Origin of the sequence: Luteimonas sp. gir (genome assembly GCF_037198055.1) — a bacterium.
In the GTDB taxonomy this organism is placed as follows: domain Bacteria; phylum Pseudomonadota; class Gammaproteobacteria; order Xanthomonadales; family Xanthomonadaceae; genus Luteimonas; species Luteimonas citri_A.
Genome location: NZ_JBBAXQ010000002.1, coordinates 589,068 through 614,285 on the forward strand (window position 1 = coordinate 589,068; position 25,218 = coordinate 614,285).

Sequence of the window (25,218 nt, forward strand, 5' to 3'; positions counted from 1 at the left end):
CGCGACCGGTGACGCAGCCGCGCGCGCCAAGGAACCGAACGATGCGATCGTCTTCGACCATCCCCGTCAAAGCCTTCACCCGCTGGCACCAGTGGTCGACGCCGCTGGGCATCGTGCTGGCATCGACGGCCTTCATCGGCATCGTGTTCGGGTTGAACCAGCCGCTGTTGGCGATCGGGGTGGCGATCGTCGCGCTCGTGGGCCCCCCGTTGATCGCCTTTCAGGGCTTTCCCACCCGCGACGACGTGCGGATCGAGCCGGACGGCCTCGTCTTCGCGCGACGCGAAGCCGTGCGCTTCGCTGAGATTGTCCAGTGGGGCACCGACGATTACTTGAAGCTGGTCCGACGCGGCGCGCCCACGGTCCTGGTGAGCGCGCTCGACGGGCCAGGGCGGGATCGCCTGCTCGGGGAGTTTCAGGCCGCGTTCGGGGCCTGGCAGGCACGTCGACCCGTGGTCGAACGCGCGGCCGTGCGCACCCATTTCTACGGCGGCGCGCGGGGCCGGCTGGTGGGGCTGCTGATCCTGGCGCTCGGGATCACCTGCGTGGTGATGGCGTTGCGGTTGCGCGAACCGAGCGTCGCACTCGCCTTCACCGGCGGCCTGGGCGGTCTGTTCGGCCTGGTCATGATGCTCGGAAGACGGGGCTGAGCGCTGCGCGTCGCCGCGGGTTGCGGCACGATCGCCTGCGCATTCCGAGTGCCGGGCGTGCGTGTGGTGCCCGCCTCGGCGGGTAGACTGTCGCGCCGCGCCCAGCCGTGCAGGCGCGCCGCATTGTCGAGGACCGCGCATGAGAATCCTGCTTGCCCGCCATGGCGAAACGCCGTGGAACGCCGAAGGCCGCTACCAGGGGCAGGAAGATATCCCGCTCTCGCCGGTCGGCGAGCGCCAGGCGACCTTGCTCGGTGCGCGGCTGGCGGACGTGCGCATCGACCGGGCGGTCAGCTCGCCGTTGTCGCGGGCCAACCGCACCGCGCGTCTGGCCCTGGGCGTGGATCGCGCCTCCCTGCTGACCACCGATCCCGGCCTGGCCGAGATCGCGCACGGCACCTGGGAAGGCTTGCTCGCGGCCGAGATCGGTGAGCGCGACCCCGAGCGTCTGGCGGCGTGGCGCGACGCGCCCGACACGGTGCAGATGCCGGGCGGTGAATCGCTGCAGCAGGTGCTCGATCGTGCGTGGCCGGCGTTCGCACGCGCGCTCGCAGGCCTTGGCCCGGACGACACCGCCCTGATCGTCGCGCATGACGCGGTCAACCGGGTGATCCTGTGCCGTGTGCTCGGCCTGCCGCTCGCGCGTCTGTGGACCTTCCGTCAGGCGCCGACCACGCTCAATCTGCTCGAGGGCCCCGATGTCGATCGTCTCGACGTCGTCCGTCTGAACGACTGCGCGCACCACACCGCGTTCTTCGGCGAGGCGGTCCACCGCGCGCTATGACCGCATCCGCATCGCTCGCCGACTGGCTGGCGCGCCTCGAAGCGCGGCATCCGGTCGAGGTGGACCTGGGGCTGGAGCGCGTCGCTGCGGTCCATGCGCGACTCGACTGTGGCCCGCCGGCCGCCCGTGTCATCACCGTGGCCGGAACCAACGGCAAGGGCTCGACGGTCGCCTTGATCGAGGCCTCGGCACGCGCGGCCGGTTGGCGCGTGGGCGCCTACACCTCGCCGCATCTGCTGGCCTACAACGAGCGCGTGCGCATCGACGGCGCCGATGCCGACGATGCCGCGCTGGTGGCGGCGTTCGAGGCGATCGAGGCCGTGCGCGGCGACACGCCGTTGACCTATTTCGAGACCGGCACGCTGGCCGCGCTGTGGCTGTTCGCGCGCGCGGGGCTGGACCTGGCGATTCTCGAAGTCGGGCTCGGCGGTCGCTTGGATGCGGTCAACCTGGTCGATGCCGATGTCGCGGTGGTCACCACGGTGGATCTCGATCACCAGGATTGGCTGGGCAACGACCGCGAGGCGATCGGCCTGGAGAAGGCCGGCATCGCGCGCCCGTGGCGGCCGCTGATACTCGGCGACGACGATCCGCCGGCAAGCGTGCTGCGGCATGCCTACCGGATCGGCGCGGTCGCAATCCGCGCCGGCAGCGATTTCCTGTTCGCACCTGCGGGCGAAGGGCGCTGGATCTGGCGCGAGGTCGGCTATGAAGTCGAACTGCCGCTGCCCGCCCTGGCCGCGCCTGTGCAGCTGCGCAACGCCGCCGTCGCGGTGGCGGCCCTGCGTGCGCTCAACGTTGATGTGCCCGATACCGCGCTCGCGGCGGGGATTGCCGGCGCGCACGTCGCCGCGCGCTTGCAACGGTTCGAGCAGGGTGGGGTCGAGCTCGTCGTCGACGTGGCGCACAACCCACAGGCCGCCCAGGCGCTGGCGCAGTGGTTGGGGGCCGCGCCCGCGCAAGGCCGGACGTGGGCGGTCTATGCCGCATTGGCCGACAAGGATGCGACGGGCGTCGTCGCGGCGCTGGCGGCTGCGGTCGACGGCTGGTGGCTGGCAGGGCTGGCCGACGCCGGTGCGCGTAGCCAATCGGCTGAGGCGCTGCGCGCGCGGCTGGCAGGCACCGCCGCCGAGCAGGCCCCGGTGGCGGCCGACGTGGGCGGCGCGCTGGCGGCGGCGCTGGCGCAAGCGCGCCCGGGCGACCGGGTCCTGGTGTTCGGCTCTTTCCACACCGCCGCCGCTGCGCTCGCGCGGTTGCAGGGCCCGGGTTAAGGCCCCGACGGCGCCGGTGCGTATAATCGCCGCGTTCCCTCCGCCTGCGCCCTCTGCATGACGCCTGGACTCAAACAGCGCCTGATCGGTGCCGCCGTGTTGATCGCGCTGGCGGTGATCTTCCTGCCGATGCTGGTCAAAGACCCGGCGCCCGCGAGCGGCCTGCCCGACATGCCGCTCGAGCTGCCGGACGCGCCGGACGGGCAGTACAAGACCGTCGACTTGCCGCTGGTCGCGCCGTCGCCGGCCCCGGCAGGCGGTGTGCTCGCCGAAGGCGCCCCGCGCACGCCCGCCGCGCCGGCAACGGTCGCGGCGCCGAGCGCAGGCGACGCGCTGCCGACGGTGGAGACCGGCGCGCAGAACGAACCGCTGCCGCCGACCACCGCCGGTGGCGGCTACGCGGTGCATTACGGTGCGTTCGCCAGCGAGGCCGATGCCGAGGCGATCCTGCGTCAGCTCCGCCAGTCGTCGCTGACCGGCTATCGCGAAGCGTTCACGCTCAACGGTCGGCCGGCGCAGCGCGTGCGGCTGGGGCCCTACGCGAGCCGTGCCGAGGCCGAGATCGTGCGGCTGCGCGCGGCCCAGGTGCGCGACGACGTCAACCCGCGCGTGGTCGCGCTCGACGCCACCGCTACGGCGCCTGCGCAGACGCAGCCGCCTGTATCGGCGCCGACACCGCCGCCGGCCCGGCCCCAGCCTGCGACGCCGCCGGCCGAGCCCACGCGCACCGCGCAGACGCCGCCTCCGCCGACCAAGCCGGCGCCTGCCGCAACGCCTGCACCGGCCCCGGCGCGCACGGCCGATGTGGGCTTCGTGGTGCAGCTCGGCGCCTTCAGCCAGGCCGCCGAGGCCGAGCGGCTGCGCGATCGTCTGCGCAGCGCCGGCATCACCGCCTTCACCGACAGCGTCACCACCGACAAGGGGCGCCTGACCCGGGTCAAGGCCGGTCCGGTCGCCAGCCGCGGCGAGGCCGATCAGCTCAAGGCGCAGGTGCGCGCCAAGGTGGGCATCGACGGCCTGGTGCGGTCGCACCCCTGAGGCCAGAGCCGAAACGGGCTCTCCTCTTTTTCTCTTTTCAACGGCGCGCACCGCGCGCCCAGCAGGACTGGAATCGCCATGTGCGGGATCGTCGGGATCGTCGGAACCTCCGAAGTCGCGGGTGCGCTGTATGACGGCCTGACCGTCCTGCAGCACCGCGGGCAGGATGCGGCAGGCATCGCCACCGCCAATGGCACCGCGCTGCGTGTGCAGAAGGGCAACGGCCTGGTGCGCGACGTGTTCGACGCCAAGACGATGGCGCTGTTGCGCGGCCGCGTCGGCATCGCCCATTGCCGCTATCCGACCGCGGGCAGCGAGGGCAGCGACGAGGCGCAGCCGTTCTACGTCAATTCGCCGTTCGGCATCGCACTCGCGCACAACGGCAACCTGGTCAACACCGACCAGTTGCGCCAGCAGGTGTTCGAGACCGACCGCCGCAACGTCAATACCGAGTCCGACTCGGAAGTGCTGCTCAACGTGTTCGCGCACGAGCTCGACCGCGAGAAGGCATTGACCCCCGAGGCCGCGTTCCGCGCGATCGAGGGCGTCAATCGACGTGCGCGTGGCGGCTACGCGGTCGTGGCGACCGTGCTGGGCCTGGGCCTGGTCGCGTTCCGCGATCCGCACGGCATCCGTCCGCTGGTGCTCGGCCGCCGACAGAGCGAGGAGGGCACCGAGTACGCGGTGGCGTCCGAATCGGTCGCGCTCGACATCCTCGGCTTCGAGCGTCTGCGCGACGTGGAGCCCGGCGAGGGCATCGTCGTCACCGCGCGCGGCGAGCTGCACCATCGCCCGTGTGCGCCGCAGCAGGCGCACGCGCCATGCATCTTCGAGTACGTGTATTTCGCACGCCCCGACTCGATGATCGAGAACATCTCGGTGCACAAGGCGCGCATGCGCATGGGCGTGACCCTGGGCGAGAAGATCCTGCGGCTGCGCCCGGATCACGACATCGACACCGTGATCCCAATCCCCGACACCTCGCGCGACTCCGCGCTGGAGATCGCCAACGTGCTGGGCGTGAAGTACCGCGAGGGCTTCATCAAGAATCGTTATGTCGGCCGCACCTTCATCATGCCGGGGCAGGGCGAACGCGCAAAGTCGGTCAAGCGCAAGCTCAATCCGATCCCGCTCGAGTTCCGCAACCGCGTCGTGCTGCTGGTCGACGATTCGATCGTGCGTGGCACCACGTCCAAGCAGATCGTGCAGATGGCGCGAGATGCCGGCGCCAAGAAGGTCTATCTGGCGTCCGCGGCGCCGCCGGTCCGTTACCCCAACATCTACGGCATCGACATGCCGTCGGTGGACGAACTGGTCGCGCACAACCGCACCGAGGCCGAGATCGAGGCGTTCCTGGGCTGCGACTGGTTGATCTACCAGGACCTGGCCGATCTCGAGGCGGCCGTCGCCGGGCCCAAGTTCCCCGACCTGCGCTTCGACAGCTCGTGCTTCAGCGGCGAGTACGTCACCGGCATCGAACCGGGCTACTTCGAGCGACTGCGCCAGCTGCGCTCCGACGAGGCCAAGAACAAGCGCCGCGCGTGAGCGCGGCGGTATCCGACGCGCCCGACCTGCTGGCCGCGGCGCGCCAGTGCCTGGACGCGCGTGATCCCGATACGAAAGTCGCGCTGACCCGCCAATATGCCGCGCAGCAGCGTGCCGGGCGGTTGTCGCTGCCCATCTCGCCAGCGCCGCCCGAGCCGATCCGTATGCCCGGACGCCCGTCGCGTCCGCGATTGGTGCATCCGCGCGACCTGCCGCGGCGTGGGCTGGGCAGCGACGAGGGGCGCGCGGCGTTTCTCCATGCGATCGCGCACATCGAGCTCAACGCGATCGACCTGGCCTGGGATGCGGTCTACCGCTTCCGCGGCCTGCCGGATGCGTTCTACGCAGACTGGGTGGCGATCGCCGACGACGAGGCCCGGCATTTCGTGCTGCTGCGCGACCGCTTGCGGGCGTTCGGCCGCGACTACGGCGATTTCGATGCGCACAACGGGCTATGGGAGATGTGCGAGAAGACCGCGCACGACGGCCTGGCGCGCATGGCGTTGGTGCCGCGCGTGCTCGAAGCCCGCGGCCTCGACGTGACCCCCGGCATGATCGTCAAGTTGCGCGCGCTTGGCGACGAGGCGACCGCCGACATCCTCGAGATCATCCTGCGCGAGGAAATCCCGCATGTTGCAGCCGGTAGCCGGTGGTTCCGCTGGTACTGCGCGCGCGACGGCATCGATCCCGAGCCTAGGTTCCGCGAACTGCTGGCCGATTACGCGCGCACGGTTCTGCACGGTCCGTTCAATCTGGACGCCCGCGCCGCCGCCGGATTCAGCGCCGAGGAACTCGCGGCCTTGCAGGCGGTCGCCCAAGGCTAGGGCAGCAGGTTCTACGCCCAGTTGGGGGCTCACCTTGGCGGCAAGGACGCCGACTGCATTGCAATCACGAGCCACCATGCGCCGCATCTGTCGCCGTAGCACGCGGGGGCGGACTGTGACGTTCATCAAAGACAGTCTGGTCGCACCGGGCCAGTATCCCTCCGGGGCAAGACGTCCGTAGGCCGGAGTGCTACAACGCCAAGGCCCCGTCCAGGTGCCGTGCGTGCGTTCGACGGGCATGTCGAGCATGTGTTCTGGCGGACGTGCAAGCGGCATTCGCAGTTGATGCAATCGACAAGGAGAGACGACATGCAGCACGACGAAATCGTTGGCGGCTGGCTGAGCGGGGCCGACACCGTAGATGGCTACGAAAACCCGGCTGGGGCGTTGTACGTGGAGGGCATTGCCGCGACCGAAGCGGCGATGACCGACAAGAGCTTCTTACTGCTGACGCAATGCAGTTCCTGTACGGCGTCGATCCCGGCGCACTGCTGCTGATAGGAGGTGAAAGCGGGCTTGCCGAGTGCGGGCCCGCTTTCTCGGCAAGGCCGATCGCGGTTGTCCTCTCGACGGATTCATCGTGGGACACGACTCTGAAGTGACGACGCGCGTCATGCAGATCGGGATGCGATGGCCATCGTGCTCGCAGGCGCGGAGACCGGCATGGATGACAGAGTGGCAGGTACAGAGTTCGATCGCGCGATCGGCGTGATCATTTCGGGGGCGCGCAAGGATCTGGACGCCCGGCTCGCATCCGCCTCGCGGGGGCTCGCAGCGGAGGAACGCGCCGTTGTGTCCACTGCGGCGCATCGTACGTTGTTGGCGAATGCACGGCGCAAGCTCAACCGGGTTCTGCTTCTGGAGTTGCACGCGGCACAATTGGCCGGTCAACTGCAACACGATGGCGAGCGCGAGCGCTTCGATGCATTCGTCGACCGCGCCAGCCATCCGGCGTTCGCGGCGCATCTCGCACAGCGATATCCGGCGCTGGGCCCCCGGTTGGAGCGCACATTGCGCCAGCAGGCCTCGGCGCTGGCTTCGATAGTGTGGCGATTGGGTAACGACCGCGTCCAGGTGCGTACGCTCATTGGCGGACCAGAGGGCATGCTGCGCGCCCTTCATCTCGGGCAGGGGGACGTACATAACGGCGGGCAAGCGGTCGCGCACCTGCAGTTCGAGGGCGGCAGCGTGATGTACAAGCCGCGTTCGGTGGCGATCGATCTGGCGCTGGAGGGCTTTCTAGAACGCGTGCTTGGGAGTGATCCCTTGCGCATTCGTGTGCCGGCTTCGCTGATGCAGGCAGGTTACGGATGGTCTGCGTTCGAGGTGCACCGCTACTGCAGTGATGACGAGGAGCTGAGCACCTTTTATCGCAACATCGGCCATTGGCTGGCCGCGATGCGCCTTCTGGGCGGCACCGATCTCCACCACGAGAACATCATTGCCGTGGGGCCGGTCCCGGTCGCGGTGGACGTCGAAAGCCTGTTCGCCCCCGAGGTCGACGCGCCGTCAACGGGATTGGGCGCGGCAATGGATGCGGCGAGTCGGCTGATCACCACCTCAGTACTACGTACAGGCTTGGTGCCATTTCGCGCACCGATGCTGGGTCTGCACGGGGTCGACATTTCGGCAGCGGGCGCCCTTCCCGACGAGCAGCCGAAGATTCGTGTCCCGCTGATCGTTGACGCCGGTACGACCTCGGCCCGCATGCAGGTGGCGGATGTGGATTTGCCCCCCGCACGCAATCATCCTTGTGCTCGGCCGGACATCTCGCTGCACTGGAATCATGTCGTCGACGGCTTCTCCGAATTGACAGCACGTTTCCAGTCTCTCGACCGCGATAAGGAACTGCGCCCTTTGCTCGCACCCTTCGTCGGTTGCGAGGCCAGGCGGATCCGGCGTCCAACGCAGGCGTACTCCGAAATGATGCGCATGCTCTGGCATCCCGCATCGCTGCACAACGAGCGTCCGGCGCTCGAGCGCGCTCGGGATATTCTGCAACGCAATGCCGCCGTGTTGCCGGTCGCGCCACGCGACTCGAACACGATCGCCGGTGAAGTCGAGGACATGCGCTACGGCGACATCCCCGTCTTTTCCGAAGCACTGTCGGCTGTCGACGTCGACGCGGCCTTGGACAGCTGGCGCGGCATGCGTCTTGAAATGGAAGAACTGACGATTCGGGGTGCACTGGTGACGGCCTACCTCAATGGCAAGCTCGCCAATCGCGAAAGTGCGCCGCGTGACGTCGTGGCTCGCCGCCCGCATGCGGATGGACTGGATCGCCGGCGTCGTGTGCTCGCGAGAGAGACGGTGGAGAAGTTGCTGCGGCTGTCGGTGTCCGGCGGGGATGGGACATCGGCGTGGATCAGTCCTGTGCTCGGCGCAGAGGGCTGGACGATGCGTACCCTCCAGTCTGATCTCTACATCGGCTTGGGGGGCATCGCCATTGCGTTGGCGGGTTACCGGCACGAAGTCCGGCTGGGACGCGCCGATCCCGTCAAGGGTCTGGACAGTGCGATTGCGGGTGCAATCCGGGTGGCGGAGACACTCGAGCTGCAAGAGCCGATCGATGCGGTCGGTGGGTTCATCGGGCTGGGATCGCAGGTGCTGACCTGGACAACGCTCTACCGCCTGGACGGCGATCCGGCGATGCTCGAACGCGCGCGCCGCAGTGCAACGACGCTGGCGCGGCGAGGGTTCCGTCCGGACGACAATCTCGATCTGCTCGAGGGTGTCAGCGGCGCGATCGTGCCGTTGCTGCAACTGGCCGAGTTGGACGGAAACGATGCGTGGCTGGAAGTGGCCGCCGAGGCTGGGCGCCACCTGGAGGCGACCGCGATCGTCGATGCCCAGGGGGCACGATGGCTGAGTGCCATTTTCCATCAGCCGCTGGGTGGGTTCGCGCACGGTGCGACAGGCAGCGGATGGGCGCTCGCGAGGCTCGCATTGAGTCGCGCGGGGACACAGCAGGAGCGCGATCGGTGGGCGGCGTTGGCCGAGCAGGCCTTCGTGTTCGAAGACGGACTCTACGATCATGCAGCAGGCGATTGGATCGATGTCCGCAAGCCGGAATCCAAGGATTTTCCCGATACGTGGTGCCACGGCAGCGTCGGCATCGGGCTGGCGGCCTGCGACCTCTATGCGCGCACCGGCGGAGCACGGTATCTCGACACCTTGCGGCAGGCGGTTCGCGCGGCCGAGCGACGCGGCTGGGGGATCAGTCACACGCTATGCCATGGCGATCTGAGCCTGTGGGAGCTGCTCGAGCGCGCAGCAGTGCTGGATCCGGGCTTACGGCGCGATGACGGATTGCCGGCCGGCGCGCGTATCGTCTCGGCGATGGAGGAATGCAGCGGCGCAGTCGGCGGGCTGGCGCGCGACACCTACACACCGGGGCTGATGAGCGGCGTGTCGGGATCGCTCCACTTCCTCAACCGCTTGCATCCCGACTGCCGATTGCCTTCGCCCCTGCTGCTGGAGTGCGGGCTCGACACACCGATGTCGGCGCCGCGTCCGGAGTCTGATCGCGCGGACACGGCAGCGGAGGCGGAGGCCACGCCGGGCTAGGCTGGTGCACCGGGGGTGACGTTATGCCTCCCACGCCACTGTGGTGGGCAACGCGGCAGCGCCGGCTGTCTACAGCGCCGAAAGCTCGAAGCGGCCGTCGGCGCTCGCGCGCAGTACCGAGCCCTGTTCGAACCAGTCGCCGAGCACGATGCGGCGGCAGGCGCGGTCGGCGATCTGCAGTTCGTGGATCGCGGGGCGGTGGGTGTGGCCGTGGATCATCGTGTCGATGCCGTAGCGGACGAACCACTCGCTGACCGTGGCCGGCGCGACATCGGTCACGGTCTCCATCGTGCCAGCCTCGCGCAGCGCGGCGGCGCGGGTCTGGCTGGCGTTGCGCGCCTGCTGTGCGAACGCCAGCCGCGCGGCCAGCGGCTGGGCGAGCATCTGCGCCTGCCAGCGCGGGTCGCGGGTCTGGGCGCGGATCGCCTGGTACTCGACATCGTCGGTGCACAGCAGGTCGCCGTGGGTCAGCAGCACCGGGCGGCCGTACAGCAGGATCACTGCCGGGTCGGGCAGGATCCGCAGGCCCGCGCGCTGCGCCCAGGTGTCGCCGACGAGGAAGTCGCGGTTGCCGTGCATGAAGGCCACCGGCACGCCCGCGTCCGACAGCGCGCGCAGGCGGACGGCGACCAGCGCGCCGGCTTCGGACGGATCGTCGTCGCCGACCCACGACTCGAACAGATCACCAAGCACATACAGCGCCTGCGCCTGTCGCGCCTCGCCGTCGAGGAACGCGGCAAACAGCTCGGTGATCGCCGGACGCGCCGGGTCGAGGTGGAGGTCGGACAGGAAGTAGGTCGTCATCGCGCCATTGTAGAAGCCCGCCCGCCCCACGGCGCGTCCCGGCGGCGGGGGCGGCACGGGTAGAATGCGCGGTTTCCCGTTTCGAGCGTTCCGCATGAGCTGCCGTACCCGCTTCGCGCCCAGTCCTACCGGTTACCTGCACATCGGCGGCGCTCGCACCGCGCTGTACTGCTGGCTGGAAGCGCGCCGCCGCGGCGGGCAGTTCGTGTTGCGCATCGAGGACACCGACCGCGAACGCAGCACGCAGGCCGCGATCGACGCGATCCTGGAAGCAATGGACTGGCTCGGCCTGGACTACGACGAAGGCCCGATCTACCAGACCCATCGCCTCGACCGCTATCGCGAGGTCGCTGAGCAACTCGTCGCCGACGGCAAGGCCTACTACGCCTACGAGTCGAAGGACGAGCTCGACGCCATGCGCGAGGCGGCGATGGCCCGCGGCGACAAGCCGCGCTATGACGGCGCCTATCGCGAGCGCGGTGAACCGCGGCGCGAGGACCCGAACCGGGTGATCCGCCTGAAGAATCCGCTCGAAGGCACGGTTGTCTGGGAGGACAAGGTCAAAGGTCGAATCGAGATCGCCAACAGCGAGCTCGACGATCTGGTGCTGTTCCGCCCGGATGGCTATGCGACCTACAACTTCGCCGTCGTGGTCGATGACCTCGATATGGGCATCACCGATGTCGTACGCGGCGACGACCATGTCAACAACACCCCACGGCAGATCAACATCTATCGCGCGCTCGGTGCCGAGCCGCCAGCGTTCTCGCACCTTCCGATGATCCTCGACGAACAGGGCGCCAAGCTCTCCAAGCGCACCGGCGCGGCGGATGTCATGCAGTACCGCGATGCCGGCTACCTGCCGCATGCGCTGCTCAACTACCTGGTGCGGCTGGGCTGGTCGCATGGCGATCAGGAGATCTTCTCGATCGACGAGATGCGCGCGCTGTTCGACCTCAAGGACGTCAACGCCAAGGCCTCGCGTCTGGATCCGGCCAAGCTCGGCTGGCTCAACCAGCAGTACCTGAAGTCCGACGATCCGGCCGCCGTCGCCGCGCATCTGGAGTGGCACCTGCGCCGCGATGGCTACGACCTGTCGATGGGCCCCGCGCCGGCCGATGTGGTGGTCGCGCTGCGCGACCGGGTGCAGACGCTCAAGGAAATGTCCGAGCGCGCGGCGGTCTGGTACCGCCCGTTGACCGAGTACGACGACAAGGCCGTGGCCAAGCACCTCAAGGCCGAAGCGCGGGCGCCGCTGGCCGACGCGCGTGCGCGCTTGGTGGCGCTGCCGGACTGGACAGCCGAGGCGATCGGCGCGGCGTTGCATGAGACCGCCGAGGCGCTCGGCTTAGGGATGGGCAAGGTCGCCCAGCCGATGCGGGTGGCGATCACTGGCACCCAGGTCAGCCCCGACATCGGACACACGGTGTATCTGGCCGGCCGCGATGAGGCCGTGCGCCGGGTCGAGGCCGCGATTGCGATGATCCCCGACGCCTGAGGGCGTCGAGGCACTCATCACGAAGCTGCACGCAAGGCGAATCGCGTGCCAATGCGCGACGGGGGCCGCGCCGTCGGTCCCCGTGCGTCCGACTTGAGTCCGCGTCGCGGCGCCTCCATCATCTACCGATGGGACAGATCAACGCCTGCACGGATCCGCATCATCACGTTGACGACGCCGCCGGTTTCGTCCGTGCGGTCGAACGTGCCTGCAATGAGCGCGGGCTGCGGCTCACGCCGATCCGGGGCCACGTGCTAGGCCTGATCGCCAAGGCCGGCAAGCCGCTGAAGGCTTACGACCTGCTCGACCAGGTGCGTGATGGTGGCGGGCCAGGCGCCGCGGCGCCGCCGACCGTCTACCGCGCGCTCGACTTCCTGCTGGCCAACGGCTTCATCCACAAGCTGCAGTCGGTCAACGCCTTCGTCGCCTGCCACCATCCGAGCACTGCGCAGCATTCGGTGCCGTTTCTGATCTGCGACCAGTGCCACAGCGCGGTGGAGCTGGAGGACGAAGCGGTGGTCGCCTCGCTCGATGCGCGTGCCCGCACGCTGGGCTTCATGCCGCAGGCGCAGACGCTGGAAGTGCACGGCCTGTGCGCCCGGTGCGTCGACATCGGCGCGCACTGAGCCGCGACAGCCGATAGGGCTACCGGTCTGCCTGCGATGCAGGTGCGGGCCGATGCTGGCTGGCGTGTGTCGCAACGGGGGTGCGATGTCCCGCCCCAATCAACCGGGGCGGGACCTGGGCACAAGGTGCCAGGTGAGTCAGGACCGCGTCAGAAGTACACGCGGATGCCGCCGGCGATCGTGCGGCCGGGGAGCGGCGCGTAGTCGCGCAGCAACGAGGTGTGTGCACGCGCCTCCTGGTCGGTCAGGTTGCGACCATCGAGGAACAGTTCCCACTGCGTGCCGTCGGCCTCGCCGACACGCCAGGCGACGCCGGCGTTGACCAGGGTGTAGCCTGGGCTCGGATCCTCGAGTGCGGCCACGCGGTCCTGCTTCTGGTAGCGCACCGCGCCGATGTTCGCGCGCCAGCCACCGAGACTCCAGTTGAGGTCGGCGCCGATGCGCGCCGGTGCGATGCGTGGCAGGTTGCCGCCGAGCGGAATGTCGGCGTGGTAGTGGTGGGCGTGGTCGCCATGCGGCACGTCGAAGTGCACGTGTCGGGTCCCGCTGCCGTCCAGCTCGGCGCGCACGACATCACCGAACACACGCAGGTCGAAGTCGCCCGCGTCCGATTCGACCAAGTGGAACTTCGCCTCGGCTTCGGCGCCGCGGAACGTCGCATCGCCCTGGGTCCACAGGCGCACCGGGAAGCCCTGCTCGGCGACGCCGGTGTCGGCCAGATAGGTGTAGCGGTCGAACCGCGTCTGGTAGACCGCGGCCTTGAACTCGATCCGATCGGTGTGCGCATGCAGGCCGACCTCCAGACGCTGCCCACGTTCGGTGCCAAGCTCCGCATCGCCAATCTCGATGGAGCGGGTGGCGATATGCGGGCCGGCGGCGAACAGCTCCTCGTTCGTGGGCGCGCGTTCGGACATGTCGGCGCCCAGGCGCAGGTCGAAGACCCCGGACAGGTGCCAGATCGCCGCGCCCGACAGGCTGCTGGCGTCGAACTTGCGCGATGTCCCTGCCACAGGATCGATCTCGACCCGTTCGTGGCGGCCGCCGAACTCGAGCTTCACCGGCCCGAACTCCTTCTCCTGCACGACGAACAGCCCGAGCGTGTCGGTGACGCTCGGCGGCACGAACGCCTCCTCCCCGACCGCACTGAAATCGACGTGGCCGACCTGGAGCCCGAATGCACCGCGCCAGCCGGCGATCTCGTTCTGCACCGCTTCCAGCCGGGCCTCGGTGCCCTTGTTGGTGAAGCGCGTGGCCGCCAGGCCGCCCTCGAGCTCGACGTGTTCGTAATCGTTGTAGGCCGCGCGCAGGTTCACTGCGCTCAGGAACGGCAGCGGATCGTAGATGCCGCCCTTCAGGTCGAGACGGTTCTGCACCATGTCGATGCGCACCGAGCCGTGGTCGTGGCCTTCTTCGCCGTGGTCGTGATCGTGGTCGTCGTGGCCATGGTCGTGATCGTGATCGTGGCCATCGTCGTCGTGCCCATGCCCATGGTCGTCCTCGGCATGCACGTGTGCGCCGTCGGGCAGCCCGTAGTTGCTGCGATAGGTGCTGACTGCGAGCCCCAGATGGCCGCGCGTGCCGAACCAGGTCGCGCCAACGGCGCCAGCGCGCGTGCGGATCGAGCTGTTGGGCAGGCGCCCGTAGGCGTTCTCGGCCTCGTGGTCATGATCCTGGTCGTGGTCGCCGTGATCGTGATCGTGGTCGCCCGGCACCTGGGCGTAGCCCGGGATGTCGAAGTCGCCGGTGTTGCGGACCAGACCATCGACATGCAGCACCAGGTTGTCGCCGTTGACGCCGTCGAGCCGGAACATGCCGCTGCGTTCGCCATTGCCGCTGGCCGCGCGCAGTTCCGCCCGGCCGCTGATCGGACGGTCGGGCACCGCGCGGGCGATGCGGCCGTCGACGACATTGACTGCGCCGCCGACCGCACCGCTGCCGTAGAGCAGGTTGGCCGGCCCCTTGAGCACCTCGATCTGGTCGGCGAGGAAGGGCTCGATGCTGACCGCATGGTCGGCGCTGACGGTCGAGGCATCCATGCTGCCGATGCCGCCGGAAAGGATCTGCACGCGCGGGCCTTCCTGGCCGCGGATGATCGGGCGGCCGACGCCCGTGCCGAAGAAGCCGCTCTGCACGCCGGGCAGCGCGGACACGGTGTCGCCCAGGTTGCCGGCCTTGCGGTCGTCCAGCGCGTCGCCATACAACACTTCAATGGGGTGCGCGAGATCCTCGGCATCACCGCCGAGCGGGGTCGCGGTGACCTGGACACGGTCGAGCGTGGTCGGGTGGGCATGGGTCTGGTTCTGCGCGAACGCCGCGGTGGCGGGCAGCAGCAGGGCGATCGCGACGGTCAGACGGGCGCGGTGGGGCAGGCGGGGGGAGGTGGGGAGGTCGTTCATGCGGATGGGGTACACTGGTGGCCAAGACACGGATGTTATAATGTTACATCGTCCTTCGTATCCCCCAAAAGACATGCCTGCACACGATTCCGCCCTGCGACGGGCCGACCGCGTCGGTTTCGCTGCTTCATTCCTCTGCGCAATCCATTGCGCCTTGTTGCCGCTGGCGCTTGCGTTGCTGCCTGCGCTGGGCTTGAACCTGGGCGGCTGGGTCGACATCGACCAGGCGTTCGTCGTGTTTGCGACGCTGCTGGGCCTGACGACGCTGACACTGGGTTATCGCCGTCATCGCGTGTTCCGCGCCTGGTTCCTGCTGTTGCCGGGTCTGGCGCTGGTGTGGGCGGGTGCGTTCACCCATCTGCATGACCACACACTCACCCATGCGGTGGTGATGACGATCGGTGGGCTGCTGCTGGCCGGCGCGCACCTGCTGAACCTGCGGCTGACCCATCTTCACGGCGCGCGCTGACGCGTCGCCGCAGTGTTTGCTGCATGCTAGAATCCGCGGTCTTGTGCGCCCGTCGGGCGCACATTCGCGTCTACCGCATTCAATACTCGCAGGACATCAGGAGCAGATTCATGGGCAAGGGCGATCGCAGAACCCTCAAGGGCAAGCGTTACAACGCGAGCTACGGCAATTCCCGTTCGAAGGGCGTCGTCAAGGCCGCAGGCACCGCGACCGCACCGGTCGCGAAGAAGACCGGCACCAAGACCGTGGCCAAGGCCCCGGCCAAGAAGGCCGTCGCCAAGAAGGCCTCCTGACGTCGGCCCAAGGTCCGGCGCTTGGCGCCCGGACTGGGCCGACTGCAGGACGCGACCGGCGGCGACGCCGGTCATGCCGAAAGCCCCGCCCAGGCGGGGCTTTCGCGTGTCACGGGCCGGCCTGCCGCTTCAGCGGCCGGCGCCGGCTTCGACCTCGGTCCAGACCCGCAGCAGATTGCCGCCGAGGATCTTGCGGATGTCGGCCTCGGTATAGCCGCGCGCCTGTAGGCCGGCCACGAGGTTGGGGAAGTCGGACACGTCGCGCAGGCCCTGCGCCAGCGCACCGTCGACGCCGTCGAAGTCCGAGCCCAGGCCCACGTGGTCGACGCCGAGCAGGCGGACGCCATGGTCGATCTGCTGCAGCACCGATTCGAGCGGCGTCTGGCGTGCGGGGTGAGCGGCGGCCCAGTCGCGCTGGAACTGGGCGGCATCGAGCGCCGGCTGCCCGGCGGCGACGCGCTTGGCGTTGTCGGCATCGAAGGCCGCGACCGCGTCGAACCAGGCCTGGGTGTCGGCGGCGGTCTGCGCATCGACGAACGCGGTGCCGAACGGGATCTGCACCACGCCGCCCTTGGCGGCGATGGCGCGGGCGAGCGCATCGCTGATGTTGCGCTCGAAGCCCGGGGTGAAGTGCCGGAATGCCGAGTGACTGGCGATCACCGGGACCGTGCTCAGCGCGATCGCCTGCTCGGCCGCCGCGTCGGAGATATGCGAGACATCGACCATGATCCCGAGCCGGTTCATCTCGGCGACGACTTCGCGCCCGAACGGACTCAGCCCGTTCCAGCGGCGCGCTTTGCCGTAGGACGAGTCGGCGACCCGGTTGGCCGCGCTGTGCGCGAGCGTGATGTAGCGCACGCCGCGGTCGAAGAAGGCCGTGAGTTGCGCCAGGTCGTCGCCGATCGGCGCGGCGTTCTCCATGCCCAGCGGCAACAGCACGCGTTGGCTGCCGTCCGCTGCGGTGCGCAGGCGCTCGACATCGCGTGGCGAGCGCAGCACCGCGAAGCGATCGGGATGGCGCGCGGTCAGCGCCTCGACCGCGTCGATCTGCCGGTGTGCGATCTCGCGTGCGGTGCCGGCAGCGTCCTGCCCGGCCGAGGTATAGATCGACATGAAGGCCACATCCAGACCGCCGGCGCGCGCACGCGGATAGTCGAATTCGCGGTCGGGCGCGGCTTCGCCAAGATCGGCCCAGCGCTCGAGCAGCACGCCGGGCGCGTCGATGTGAGTGTCGACGATGATCGCGTCCTGGGCGAGCCGGCGTGCGGCCTCATCGGCCTGGGCATGCGCCTGGGCAGCGGCCACGGTCAGCAGCGGGGCAAGAGCGAGGGCGAGTGGAAGCAGGCGCATACGGGTGGGTCCTTGAGGGTCAGGGCAGGCGGTGGCCGGCGGCGAAGGCCATCTCGAGCATCGGGCCGCCGAGCCAATAGACGAGTTCGGCTGGCTGCGCGAGGCGCCAGCAGGCGAAGTCGGCGCGTTGGCCCGGCACCAGGCGTCCGCGATCGGACAACCCCAGCGCACGCGCCGCGTGCACAGTCGCCCCGCGCAGGGCTTCTTCGGGCGTGAGCCGGAAATGGGTGACCGCCAGTTGCATGGCCTGGCGCAGCGACAGTAGCGGCGAAGTGCCGGGATTGCAGTCGGTCGCCACGGCCATCGGCACGCCGGCGGCGCGGAAGGCGTCGAGCGGCGGCAGCCGGGTCTCGCGCAGCACGTGGAACGCGCCGGGCAACAGCACTGCGACCGTGCCGGCCGCCGCCATCGCGTCGACGCCGGCCGGGGAGGTGTGCTCGACATGGTCGGCCGACAGACCGCCGAACGCGGCCACCAGCGCGGCGCCATCGCCGTCGCTGAGCTGATCGGCGTGCAGTTTGACCGGCACGCCGAGTGCGCGCGCGACCTCGAACACCCGGCGCGTCTGCGCCGCATCGAAGGCGATGCGCTCGGCGAACGCGTCGACCGCATCCACCAGGCCTTCGTGGTACAGGCGCGGCAACCACTCGCAGACTGCGTCGATATAGGCGTCGCTGCGCCCGGCGTACTCGGGCGGCAGGGCATGCGCGCCGAGGAACGTCGTGCGCACGGTGATGCCCAGCGCCTGGCCGATGCGTCGGGCGACGCGCAGCATCTTGCGCTCATGGGCGAAGTCCAGGCCGTAGCCGGACTTGATCTCCAGCGTCGTGGCGCCGTCGGCGAGCAGCGCACGCGCACGCGGCAACGACTGCACGAGCAGCGCATCCTCGTCGGCGGCGCGGGTTGCACGCACGGTGGAGACGATGCCCCCGCCGCTGCGCGCGATGGTTTCGTAACTCACGCCCTGCAGGCGTTGCTCGAACTCCGCAGCGCGGTCGCCGCCGAACACCAAGTGGGTGTGGCAGTCGACGAGACCCGGGGTCATCAGGCCCTCGGCCTCGATCACCCGCTCGGCCAACTGCGCCGCCGGCGCGGGCAGCGCGGCGCGCGGGCCGACGTGCACGATCGTGCCGTCGCGCCAACCCAGCGCGCCGTCCTCGATCAGCCCATAGCCGGTGTCGTCGGCCAGCGTGACCAGCGTCGGCCCGACGATCAGCCCATCCCAGCGTTCAGTCGCCGCCATCGCCGCCTCCGCAGTCGCCGCCGCTTCCCACGCAGACGTCGCTTCCGGCGTGGCCGGGCAGGACCGCGCCCTCGGTTCCCGTTCCGCTGTCAGCCGAGGGGGGGCGCCTACGCGCCAGGTGGCTGTGCAGCCAGACGCGCAGCCCGGCCAGCAACGCGATACCGGCAAGGCCCACGGTGAGGAAAGAAGCCAATTGGCCGATCCAGGAATCGTGCATGCAGTGTCCCACTCCGGCAGACAGGCTAGCCTAGCGCACTCGTTTCCGGAGTCGCCCCGATGTCAGAGCTGCCGACGATCCCGATCCAGCGCACGTCCGCAGGCTGGCGCCTGCCGGGCATCGCCAATCTGCACTCGCATGCGTTCCAGCGCGCGATGGCGGGGCTGGCCGAGGTACAGACCGATCCGGCCGATTCGTTCTGGACCTGGCGCGAGACGATGTACCGGATGGCCGCGCGCTTCGATCCCGACACACTGCGCGCGGTCGCCACCCAGCTCTACGTCGAAATGCTCGAAGTCGGCTATACCGCGGTCTGCGAGTTCCACTATGTGCACCACGCGCCCGACGGCCGCGCGTACGCGCCTGCGTCGGCGATGGCCGATGCACTGATCGAGGCCGCCGAGGCGACCGGCATCCGGCTGACACTGTTGCCGGTGCTGTACATGACGGGCGGTTTCGACGGGCGGCCACTGGGCCCGCGTCAGCAGCGCTTCGGCCACGACGTCGAAGGCTATCTGCGGTTGTTCACCGATCTGCATGCGCGCCAGGGCGCGGGCCTGCGCGTGGGCTGCGCGCTGCACAGCCTGCGCGCGGTTCCGGCCGAGGCGATGGACGCGGTGCTGGGCGCGCTGCCGCAGCAGGCGCGTGTGCACATTCACATCGCCGAACAGACCGCCGAGGTCGAAGACTGCGTCGCGGTACGCGGGGCGCGCCCGGTGGCCTGGCTGCTCGATCACGCGCCGGTCGATGCGCGTTGGACGCTGGTCCACGCGACCCATCTGGATGCGGACGAGATCGCCGGCATCGCGCGCAGCGGCGCGACCGTCGCGCTGTGCCCGACGACCGAGGCCAATCTCGGCGATGGCCTGTTTCCGCTGCGCGCCTATCTCGATGCAGGCGGGGCCTGGGGCATCGGCTCCGACTCGCACATCTCGGTCTCGCCGGTCGAAGAGCTGCGCTGGCTGGAGTACGGCCAGCGTCTGGTCGGGCGCCGGCGCAACATCGCGGTCGGGTCGGCTTCGCCAAGCGTCGGTGCGACCCTGCTCGCTGGCGTGGCGGCCAGCGCCTCGTCCGCGACCGGATTCGCGCAGCGCGACGATGCGGTCGTGCTCGATGCCGATACCCCGCTGCTCGCCGGCGCGACGCCGGCCGACGTCGCCGACCGCTGGCTGTTCGCCGGCAACCGGCCGCTGGTGCGTGAGGTCGAGGTCGCCGGCCAGCGGCTGGTCGTCGACGGACGTCACCGACTGCACGCGCAAGCGGCGCAGGGCTACGCCGAAGCGATGCGCCGGCTGCTGGCGCAGTGACAGCCGGGTGCCGCCTCGCAGCTTGATTCAGGTCAACGCGAGGCGCTGGCCGGCGTCGGTATCCTGCCCGCATCGTTCGTTGCTGGAGTGGTGCGCATGCAGGTCGATATCGCCATCGTCGGAGCCGGGCCGGCCGGGTTGTGCTTCGCCCGCGCGCTGGCCGGTACGGGGCTGAAGATCGCGCTGATCGAGCGCCAGTCGCGCGAGGCGATCGCCAAGCCCGCGTTCGACGGCCGCGAGATCGCGTTGACCCATGGCTCACGCCGAATCATGGAGACCCTGGGGCTGTGGGCTCGGATCGATCCGGCGCAGATCTTCGACCTGCGTGATGCCCGCATCCTCAACGGCGATGCCGACACCGGTCTGACGATCACCGCCGGCGACGGTAACGGCCGCCAGCTCGGCTGGCTGGTGCCCAATCACCAGATCAGGCAAGCGGCTTTCAATGCGGTCGATGGCCTGGCGGATGTCGAATTGGTCTGCGACACCGCGGTGCGTGGCGTCACCCACCGCAGCGACGGCGTCGAGCTCGCGCTCGATGGCGGTAAGACCGTGGCGGCGCGCCTGCTGGTCGCCGCCGACAGCCGGTTCTCCGACGTGCGCCGCATGCTCGGCATCGGCGCGCGCATGCGCGACTTCGGCAAGCGCATGCTGGTGTGCCGCGTCGCCCACGAGCGCCCGCACGACCACGTCGCCTGGGAATGGTTCGGGCATGGCCAGACGATGGCGCTGCTGCCGCTCGACCCGGGCAAGGCGTCAGTGGTGCTGACCTTGCCGCCGGAGGCGATGGCGCAGGTCGAGGCGATGGACGATGCCGCGTTCGCGGCCGACATCCAGCGCCGGTTCCTCGACCGGTTGGGCACGATGACCACGGTCGGCACGCGCCATGTCTATCCGCTGGTCGGCGTCTATGCCGATCGCTTCGTCGCCGAGCGCGCGGCGTTGATCGGCGATGCCGCCGTCGGCATGCATCCGGTCACCGCCCACGGGTTCAACCTCGGTCTGCAGGGCGCCGAGCGCTTGGCCGACGGGATCCGCCGGGCGCAGGACGCCGGGCGCGACATCGCCGGACGCGCGGTGCTCGCACGCTTCCAGCGCCAGCACCGGGTGGCGACCTGGCCACTGTTCGCCGCGACCGGCATCGTCGCCAGCCTCTACACCGATGACCGCGCACCAGCGCGCCTGGTCCGCAGCGCCACGCTGCGCATCGCGCAGCAGCTCACCCCGTTCCGGCGTCTGATTGCCGCGCACCTCACCCAGGAACGGCCGGCGCTGCGCTGAGACGCACGCGGCCGCAGGCCTGCGATCGTCGCGCGCAGCGCTGGTCGATCCAGGCAGGCCGGTTACCCGGCCGGCGCTGCCGCTTGCGCGGCGAACAGGCCCTCGGCGGCCGGCAGCGCGCCTTCGAGCTCGAGCAGGAACTGTTTCGTCGGCACGCCGCCGGCGAAGCCGGTCAGCGCACCGCTGGCGCCGATCACCCGGTGGCAGGGCACGACGATCGGGATCGGATTGCGCCCGTTTGCGGCGCCGACCGCACGACTGGCGGTCGGCCGGCCGAGCTCGCGTGCCAGTCCCACGTAGCTGGTCGTGGTGCCGTAGGGGATGCGCGCGAGCGCCTGCCAGACCTCGCGCTGGAACGCGGTGCCGTCGGCGGCCAGCGGCAGATCGAAGCGCCGCAGCCGCCTGGCGAAGTAGGCGCGCAGCTGTGCCGCCGTCTCGCGCAGCAGCGCGTGGTTGCCGGCCTGCCAGTGCGCGCGCCCGCGCAGCGGCGGCCGCGCTTGCGGGAAGTCGATCGCGTGCAGGCCGGCATCGGAGGCGGCGAGCTGCAACGGACCGATCGGGGTGTCGAGCACGGCAGTGAAGACAGGCGGGATGGTCATCGGGAGCTCCGGGAACGAGAGGCGGCAGATGCGGCCGACAGCGCGGCATCGCGCCACAGGAGGAAGACCGCGTAGCCGCGCCAGGGCCGCCAGGCCTGTGCGCGTGCCTGCAGTGCGCGCGCGTCGAGCCGGCTGCCATCGGTGGGCACGGCCTTCTGCAGCACCAGGTCCTGCGCGGGAAACGCGTCGGGATGGCCCAGCGCGCGCAGCGCGATGTACTGCGCCGTCCAAGGGCCGATGCCGGGTAGCGCAGTCCAGCGGGCGACGGTCTCGTCGAGCGTGCGCGCCGGGTCGAAATCCACGCGGCCATCGAGCAGCGCCGCGGCGATCGCGCGGATCGTCGCGATGCGGCTGCCGATCAGGCCGAGGCCGTCGAAGTCGCCATCGACCAGTGCCTCGGGCGTCGGGAAAAGATGGGCGAATCCCTGGGCGGCCAGCGTCTCGGGTAACGGATGACCGAAGCGCTGCGACAGCCGTGCGGTCAGCGTACGCGCGGCGGCCACGCTGACCTGCTGGCCAATCACCGCGCGGACCGCGATCTCGAACCCGTCCCAGCCGCTGGGCAGGCGCAGGCCCGGCCGCGCGCGCAGCAGCGGCGCCAGCCGGGGATCCTGCGCCAGGTGCGCGGCGATCGCGTTCGGCTCGGCGTCGAGATCGAACATCCGCCGCACGCGCCGCACGGTGTCCTGCAGCCGCGTCGGCGCGATGCCGTGCAGTTCGAGCCGCAACGCATGCGCCGGCCCGGCCGCCGTGGCCGGCCAGTGCGAGACGCGCAGCCAACCCGCCGCAGACGCGTCGCCGACGACCCGGGTGTAGCCGGCTTCCTCGATGCGTTCGATGCCCGGCAGCGCGCGGCTGCGCAGGAAGTCCAGCATCGTGGCGAAGTCGTACGGCGGGCGGTAGCCGAGCCGGAGCACCAGCCCGTCGCCGGCCACGGGGGCCGCGGGCTGCCGACGCAGATCGCGCGGCGCCATGCGATAGGCCTCGCGGAATGCGGTGTTGAACCGGCGCAGGCTGGCGAAGCCGGCCGCCAGCGCGACCTCGGTGATCGGCAGTGCGGTCTCGGTCAGCAGTTGCTTGGCAAACAGCAGACGGCGCGTCCCGCGCACGCCGATCGGCGGCGCGCCCAGGCGCTCGACGAACAACCGCCGCAACTGGCGTTCGCCCAGGTGCAGTTGCGCCGCCAGCGATGCCAGTGGCGCATCGTCGAGCGCCCCGCGATCGATCAGCGCCAGGGCACGCGCCACGACATCGTCACCGCGGTGCCAGTGTCCGTCGCCCGGAGCCAGTTCCGGGCGGCAGCGCAGACAGGGCCGGAAGCCGTCGGCCTGGGCCGCGGCCGCATTGGCGTAGTAGGTCACGTTCTCGGCCCGTGGCGGCGGCGCCGGACACACGGGGCGGCAGTAGATGCCGGTGGTGCGCACCGCGGTGAAGAACACCCCGTCGAAGCGCGCGTCGCGGCTCAGGCGCGCCTGCTCGCAGACGGCGGGATCGGGCAGGGCGGGAGGCGATGACATGCCCGCAGGCTAGCACCGCGCCCGGCGCGGGACTGGCCGTTTTCGGACACGAATGCGGCGCGTCCGGCAGCGGGGGCGACCGTTGCGATTAACGGCGCTCTTCGGATCGCAGCGCAGGCAGCAGTGTCGCTGCCTTGCCGTCGTGCTCGGCTGGCGTCACGCCGATCAGCCGTGCCAACAATGGGTAGACATCGACGTTGTCGAAGCCGTTCAGGACGACGCCGTCGCGGAATGCCGGGCCGTGCGCGATAAACACCGCGCGCATCGACGGCAGCGCCGGATCGAAGCCATGCGAGCCACGCGGCCCAGCATCGCGCGTGGCGACGGTCTCGCGCGGCAGCGCGTCCCAGCCCTCGTGCATCTGGCAGACGATGGGTGGCACGCGCGGATGGCGGCCGTAGGCCCAGCGTTCCGGCAATGCCTCCTTGCGCCAGCAGTCGTAGCGCGGGTGCGCGCCGAGCAGGCGCGCGGCGACTGCGGCCTCGTGACCGGGATTGGGCGCGATGCCCACGACCTGACCGACCGAGACCACGCGCGCTTCTTCGGGCGACACCATGTCTTCGACCGCGATGACGTGCTCGGGCGCGACTTCGGCCATGCCGTGGTCGGAGACGACGACGATGTTCGTGCGATCGAACACGCCGTGCGCGCGCAGGCCGGTGACGAGCCGGCCGATTGCAGCATCGACCTGGCGCAACGCCGCATGCGTCTGCGGGGCGTTGGGGCCATCGTGGTGACCGGCCGAGTCCACATGCTCGAAGTACAGCGTCGCCAGCCGTGGGCGCGTGGCATCGGGTTCGGACAGCCAACCGAGCACGGTGTCCACGCGTGCGTCGAGCGGGCGGGCCTTGTCGAATGGCAGCCAGCGCGTCGGCCGCACGCCGCGCACCGGCGCCTCGCTGCCGGGCCACGACAGCGTGGCCGTCGCCAGCCCGGCGTTCTCGGCGGTCACCCACAACGGCTCGCCCTCGTTCCACCAGGCCGCGTTCTCGACAGCCGCGCGGTCGGACAGTCTGAAGTCGCCCAGTGCAGCGTCATGCATCGAGTTGTGCACGATGCCGTGGCGGTCGGGGCGCAGGCCGGTGACCAGCGTGTAGTGGTTGGGAAAGGTCAGCGACGGATACGACGGCCGCATCCACCCCTGCACCCCTCCGCGCGCGAGCGCGTCGACATGCGGCGTCTCACCGCGCCCCAGATAGTCGGGGCGCACGCCGTCGAGCGAAATCAGCAGCAGCGTGGGCCGCGGAGCTGCGGCAGTGGGCGACGCGGCGCGGGTCGCGCAGCCCACCAGCACGAGCACGCTGCAAAGCACCAAGGAGACAAGAACAGACGGCGCCATCCGGCGCACAACAGCGACATCGATCATCCGCACAGGATACCGAGCCCGGATGACAGCCCAAAGCCAAACCGGGGTCAGAGTGCAATTTCAATGTGCATGCACGGGTGATCCCGTTCGCTGGGAAATTGCACTCTGACCCCGATTTTCGTGTTTCGGGGAAACTGAACGTTCAGCGGACGCAGACCACGCGGTGGTGCGGGGCGCGTATGGTGCGCAGCAGGATCAGCAACCGGGAGTGCGCGATGAACAGCAGATGGTGGATGGCGGCGCTGTGCGCCGGTCTGGCGCTTGGTGCGGTGTCGCATGGCGCCCTGGCGCAGCAGCAGGAGGAAGAGGAAGAAGCGATGCGCGAGCGCGGCCAGCGCGCCAGCCCGTCAGATCTCTTCTGCATTCGCGAGACCGGGTCGCGCGTGACCGCGGCCCGCAACGCACGTTCCAAGCGCGCCGAGCAGGAATGCGTCGATGGAGGCGGCCGGGTCTACACCCGCAGCGACATCGAGCGCACCGGTTCGGTAGACGTCAAGGACGCGCTGCGTCGCCTGGACCCGTCGGTGTTCTGACGAGGCCGGCGGTACCGCAGTGCGCGAAACGCCCGGCATG

At 69.9% G+C, this 25,218-nt stretch carries 23 protein-coding genes; 15 read left to right on the forward strand and 8 right to left on the reverse strand.

The genetic code is table 11. From position 1 onward, the window contains the following. Positions 1 to 41 precede the first annotated feature (41 nt). The 8 genes from WAF18_RS06345 (at position 42) to WAF18_RS06380 (ending at position 9,679) form a co-directional block, all read left to right on the forward strand. Positions 42 to 650, forward strand: a complete 609-nt coding sequence (locus WAF18_RS06345) for a hypothetical protein (protein ID WP_337244343.1) — start codon at positions 42 to 44, stop codon at positions 648 to 650. A 139-nt stretch (positions 651 to 789) separates the two neighbouring features. Further along, a complete protein-coding gene (locus tag WAF18_RS06350; RefSeq protein ID WP_183426213.1) occupies positions 790 to 1,434 on the forward strand; it encodes a histidine phosphatase family protein in 645 nt (214 codons plus the stop codon). After that, positions 1,431 to 2,705 carry a bifunctional tetrahydrofolate synthase/dihydrofolate synthase gene (gene folC, locus WAF18_RS06355; protein ID WP_337244344.1) on the forward strand — a complete coding sequence of 425 codons (1,275 nt, stop codon included), beginning with the start codon at positions 1,431 to 1,433 and terminating at the stop codon, positions 2,703 to 2,705. Before WAF18_RS06350 ends, folC begins: the two co-directional genes overlap by 4 nt. A 57-nt stretch (positions 2,706 to 2,762) precedes the next feature. Next, positions 2,763 to 3,743 (forward strand): SPOR domain-containing protein, encoded by a 981-nt coding sequence (locus tag WAF18_RS06360; protein ID WP_337244345.1) that lies wholly within the window; start codon positions 2,763 to 2,765, stop codon positions 3,741 to 3,743. Between the two features lie 78 nt (positions 3,744 to 3,821). Next, on the forward strand, positions 3,822 to 5,288 hold the full coding sequence (purF, locus tag WAF18_RS06365) for an amidophosphoribosyltransferase (protein WP_337244346.1): 1,467 nt from the start codon (positions 3,822 to 3,824) through the stop codon (positions 5,286 to 5,288). Next, entirely contained in the window at positions 5,285 to 6,112 is an 828-nt protein-coding gene (locus tag WAF18_RS06370) for a ferritin-like domain-containing protein (RefSeq protein WP_337244347.1), read from the forward strand. Before purF ends, WAF18_RS06370 begins: the two co-directional genes overlap by 4 nt. A 309-nt stretch (positions 6,113 to 6,421) precedes the next feature. Then, positions 6,422 to 6,610 carry a DUF6229 family protein gene (locus tag WAF18_RS06375; protein ID WP_241945590.1) on the forward strand — a complete coding sequence of 63 codons (189 nt, stop codon included), beginning with the start codon at positions 6,422 to 6,424 and terminating at the stop codon, positions 6,608 to 6,610. Between the two features lie 132 nt (positions 6,611 to 6,742). Continuing rightward, positions 6,743 to 9,679: a type 2 lanthipeptide synthetase LanM family protein gene (locus tag WAF18_RS06380; RefSeq protein ID WP_337244348.1), complete on the forward strand. Its 2,937-nt coding sequence runs from the start codon at positions 6,743 to 6,745 to the stop codon at positions 9,677 to 9,679. 69 nt (positions 9,680 to 9,748) lie between these two features. Here the strand turns inward: WAF18_RS06380 and lpxH are convergent, their stop codons facing one another. Then, positions 9,749 to 10,483: a UDP-2,3-diacylglucosamine diphosphatase gene (gene lpxH / locus WAF18_RS06385; protein WP_337244349.1), complete on the reverse strand. Its 735-nt coding sequence runs from the start codon at positions 10,481 to 10,483 to the stop codon at positions 9,749 to 9,751. Between the two features lie 94 nt (positions 10,484 to 10,577). Here lpxH and gltX point away from each other — a divergent pair, with 94 nt between their 5' ends. Both gltX and WAF18_RS06395 read left to right on the forward strand, forming a co-directional pair. Continuing rightward, entirely contained in the window at positions 10,578 to 11,981 is a 1,404-nt protein-coding gene (gene gltX / locus WAF18_RS06390; RefSeq protein ID WP_337244350.1) for a glutamate--tRNA ligase, read from the forward strand. A gap of 128 nt (positions 11,982 to 12,109) precedes the next feature. Then, entirely contained in the window at positions 12,110 to 12,607 is a 498-nt protein-coding gene (locus tag WAF18_RS06395; protein WP_337244351.1) for a transcriptional repressor, read from the forward strand. 149 nt (positions 12,608 to 12,756) lie between these two features. On the opposite strand, the gene WAF18_RS06400 is transcribed toward WAF18_RS06395, so the two are convergent. Next, positions 12,757 to 15,003: a TonB-dependent receptor gene (locus WAF18_RS06400; protein ID WP_337244352.1), complete on the reverse strand. Its 2,247-nt coding sequence runs from the start codon at positions 15,001 to 15,003 to the stop codon at positions 12,757 to 12,759. 73 nt (positions 15,004 to 15,076) lie between these two features. On the opposite strand from WAF18_RS06400, the gene WAF18_RS06405 reads away from it, so the two are divergent. Together WAF18_RS06405 and WAF18_RS06410 are read left to right on the forward strand one after the other, a co-directional pair. Next, positions 15,077 to 15,472, forward strand: coding sequence for a MerC family mercury resistance protein (locus WAF18_RS06405; RefSeq protein WP_337244353.1), 396 nt, complete (start codon positions 15,077 to 15,079; stop codon positions 15,470 to 15,472). 110 nt (positions 15,473 to 15,582) lie between these two features. Next, on the forward strand, positions 15,583 to 15,765 hold the full coding sequence (locus tag WAF18_RS06410; RefSeq protein WP_047137582.1) for a 30S ribosomal protein THX: 183 nt from the start codon (positions 15,583 to 15,585) through the stop codon (positions 15,763 to 15,765). A gap of 129 nt (positions 15,766 to 15,894) precedes the next feature. Here WAF18_RS06410 and WAF18_RS06415 read toward each other — a convergent pair whose 3' ends face one another. Genes WAF18_RS06415 through WAF18_RS06425 form a run of 3 tightly spaced genes read right to left on the reverse strand, consistent with a single transcriptional unit; the run spans position 15,895 to position 18,575 of the window. Then, on the reverse strand, positions 15,895 to 17,115 hold the full coding sequence (locus WAF18_RS06415; protein ID WP_337244354.1) for a dipeptidase: 1,221 nt from the start codon (positions 17,113 to 17,115) through the stop codon (positions 15,895 to 15,897). A 19-nt stretch (positions 17,116 to 17,134) separates the two neighbouring features. Further along, positions 17,135 to 18,358 carry an imidazolonepropionase gene (gene hutI, locus WAF18_RS06420; protein ID WP_337244355.1) on the reverse strand — a complete coding sequence of 408 codons (1,224 nt, stop codon included), beginning with the start codon at positions 18,356 to 18,358 and terminating at the stop codon, positions 17,135 to 17,137. Further along, entirely contained in the window at positions 18,345 to 18,575 is a 231-nt protein-coding gene (locus tag WAF18_RS06425) for a hypothetical protein (protein ID WP_337244356.1), read from the reverse strand. Before WAF18_RS06425 ends, hutI begins: the two co-directional genes overlap by 14 nt. 59 nt (positions 18,576 to 18,634) lie before the next feature. Between WAF18_RS06425 and WAF18_RS06430 the strand changes: the two genes are divergently transcribed. Both WAF18_RS06430 and ubiM read left to right on the forward strand, forming a co-directional pair. After that, positions 18,635 to 19,882 (forward strand): formimidoylglutamate deiminase, encoded by a 1,248-nt coding sequence (locus WAF18_RS06430; RefSeq protein WP_337244357.1) that lies wholly within the window; start codon positions 18,635 to 18,637, stop codon positions 19,880 to 19,882. A gap of 96 nt (positions 19,883 to 19,978) precedes the next feature. Then, positions 19,979 to 21,163 carry a 5-demethoxyubiquinol-8 5-hydroxylase UbiM gene (ubiM, locus tag WAF18_RS06435; protein ID WP_337244358.1) on the forward strand — a complete coding sequence of 395 codons (1,185 nt, stop codon included), beginning with the start codon at positions 19,979 to 19,981 and terminating at the stop codon, positions 21,161 to 21,163. Between the two features lie 62 nt (positions 21,164 to 21,225). On the opposite strand, the gene WAF18_RS06440 is transcribed toward ubiM, so the two are convergent. The 3 genes from WAF18_RS06440 to WAF18_RS06450 form a co-directional block, all read right to left on the reverse strand. Beyond that, positions 21,226 to 21,762: a methylated-DNA--[protein]-cysteine S-methyltransferase gene (locus tag WAF18_RS06440; RefSeq protein ID WP_337244359.1), complete on the reverse strand. Its 537-nt coding sequence runs from the start codon at positions 21,760 to 21,762 to the stop codon at positions 21,226 to 21,228. Then, complete coding sequence (locus tag WAF18_RS06445) at positions 21,759 to 23,279, reverse strand: AlkA N-terminal domain-containing protein (protein WP_337244360.1); 1,521 nt, start codon at positions 23,277 to 23,279, stop codon at positions 21,759 to 21,761. The genes WAF18_RS06440 and WAF18_RS06445 overlap by 4 nt, the downstream gene beginning before the upstream one ends. Positions 23,280 to 23,367: 88 nt before the next feature. Beyond that, complete coding sequence (locus WAF18_RS06450) at positions 23,368 to 24,645, reverse strand: ectonucleotide pyrophosphatase/phosphodiesterase (protein WP_337244361.1); 1,278 nt, start codon at positions 24,643 to 24,645, stop codon at positions 23,368 to 23,370. Positions 24,646 to 24,860: 215 nt separating this feature from the next. Between WAF18_RS06450 and WAF18_RS06455 the strand changes: the two genes are divergently transcribed. Then, positions 24,861 to 25,178 (forward strand): hypothetical protein, encoded by a 318-nt coding sequence (locus tag WAF18_RS06455; protein ID WP_337244362.1) that lies wholly within the window; start codon positions 24,861 to 24,863, stop codon positions 25,176 to 25,178. The last annotated feature ends 40 nt before the right edge of the window (positions 25,179 to 25,218 follow it).

What these genes read in the sequence shown, in the direction of transcription:
- WAF18_RS06380 (WP_337244348.1), top strand. Translation starts at nt 6,743, where the DNA reads ATGGCCATCGTGCTCGCAGGCGCGGAGACCGGCATGGATGACAGAGTG.
- folC (WP_337244344.1), top strand. Translation starts at nt 1,431, where the DNA reads ATGACCGCATCCGCATCGCTCGCCGACTGGCTGGCGCGCCTCGAAGCG.
- WAF18_RS06400 (WP_337244352.1), bottom strand. Translation starts at nt 15,003, where the DNA reads ATGAACGACCTCCCCACCTCCCCCCGCCTGCCCCACCGCGCCCGTCTG.
- WAF18_RS06375 (WP_241945590.1), top strand. Translation starts at nt 6,422, where the DNA reads ATGCAGCACGACGAAATCGTTGGCGGCTGGCTGAGCGGGGCCGACACC.
- WAF18_RS06360 (WP_337244345.1), top strand. Translation starts at nt 2,763, where the DNA reads ATGACGCCTGGACTCAAACAGCGCCTGATCGGTGCCGCCGTGTTGATC.
- gltX (WP_337244350.1), top strand. Translation starts at nt 10,578, where the DNA reads ATGAGCTGCCGTACCCGCTTCGCGCCCAGTCCTACCGGTTACCTGCAC.
- WAF18_RS06430 (WP_337244357.1), top strand. Translation starts at nt 18,635, where the DNA reads ATGTCAGAGCTGCCGACGATCCCGATCCAGCGCACGTCCGCAGGCTGG.
- WAF18_RS06445 (WP_337244360.1), bottom strand. Translation starts at nt 23,279, where the DNA reads ATGTCATCGCCTCCCGCCCTGCCCGATCCCGCCGTCTGCGAGCAGGCG.
- WAF18_RS06410 (WP_047137582.1), top strand. Translation starts at nt 15,583, where the DNA reads ATGGGCAAGGGCGATCGCAGAACCCTCAAGGGCAAGCGTTACAACGCG.
- WAF18_RS06345 (WP_337244343.1), top strand. Translation starts at nt 42, where the DNA reads ATGCGATCGTCTTCGACCATCCCCGTCAAAGCCTTCACCCGCTGGCAC.
- WAF18_RS06440 (WP_337244359.1), bottom strand. Translation starts at nt 21,762, where the DNA reads ATGACCATCCCGCCTGTCTTCACTGCCGTGCTCGACACCCCGATCGGT.
- WAF18_RS06350 (WP_183426213.1), top strand. Translation starts at nt 790, where the DNA reads ATGAGAATCCTGCTTGCCCGCCATGGCGAAACGCCGTGGAACGCCGAA.
- WAF18_RS06415 (WP_337244354.1), bottom strand. Translation starts at nt 17,115, where the DNA reads ATGCGCCTGCTTCCACTCGCCCTCGCTCTTGCCCCGCTGCTGACCGTG.
- ubiM (WP_337244358.1), top strand. Translation starts at nt 19,979, where the DNA reads ATGCAGGTCGATATCGCCATCGTCGGAGCCGGGCCGGCCGGGTTGTGC.
- WAF18_RS06455 (WP_337244362.1), top strand. Translation starts at nt 24,861, where the DNA reads ATGAACAGCAGATGGTGGATGGCGGCGCTGTGCGCCGGTCTGGCGCTT.
- WAF18_RS06450 (WP_337244361.1), bottom strand. Translation starts at nt 24,645, where the DNA reads ATGATCGATGTCGCTGTTGTGCGCCGGATGGCGCCGTCTGTTCTTGTC.
- WAF18_RS06395 (WP_337244351.1), top strand. Translation starts at nt 12,110, where the DNA reads ATGGGACAGATCAACGCCTGCACGGATCCGCATCATCACGTTGACGAC.
- WAF18_RS06405 (WP_337244353.1), top strand. Translation starts at nt 15,077, where the DNA reads ATGCCTGCACACGATTCCGCCCTGCGACGGGCCGACCGCGTCGGTTTC.
- hutI (WP_337244355.1), bottom strand. Translation starts at nt 18,358, where the DNA reads ATGGCGGCGACTGAACGCTGGGATGGGCTGATCGTCGGGCCGACGCTG.
- WAF18_RS06425 (WP_337244356.1), bottom strand. Translation starts at nt 18,575, where the DNA reads ATGCACGATTCCTGGATCGGCCAATTGGCTTCTTTCCTCACCGTGGGC.
- lpxH (WP_337244349.1), bottom strand. Translation starts at nt 10,483, where the DNA reads ATGACGACCTACTTCCTGTCCGACCTCCACCTCGACCCGGCGCGTCCG.
- purF (WP_337244346.1), top strand. Translation starts at nt 3,822, where the DNA reads ATGTGCGGGATCGTCGGGATCGTCGGAACCTCCGAAGTCGCGGGTGCG.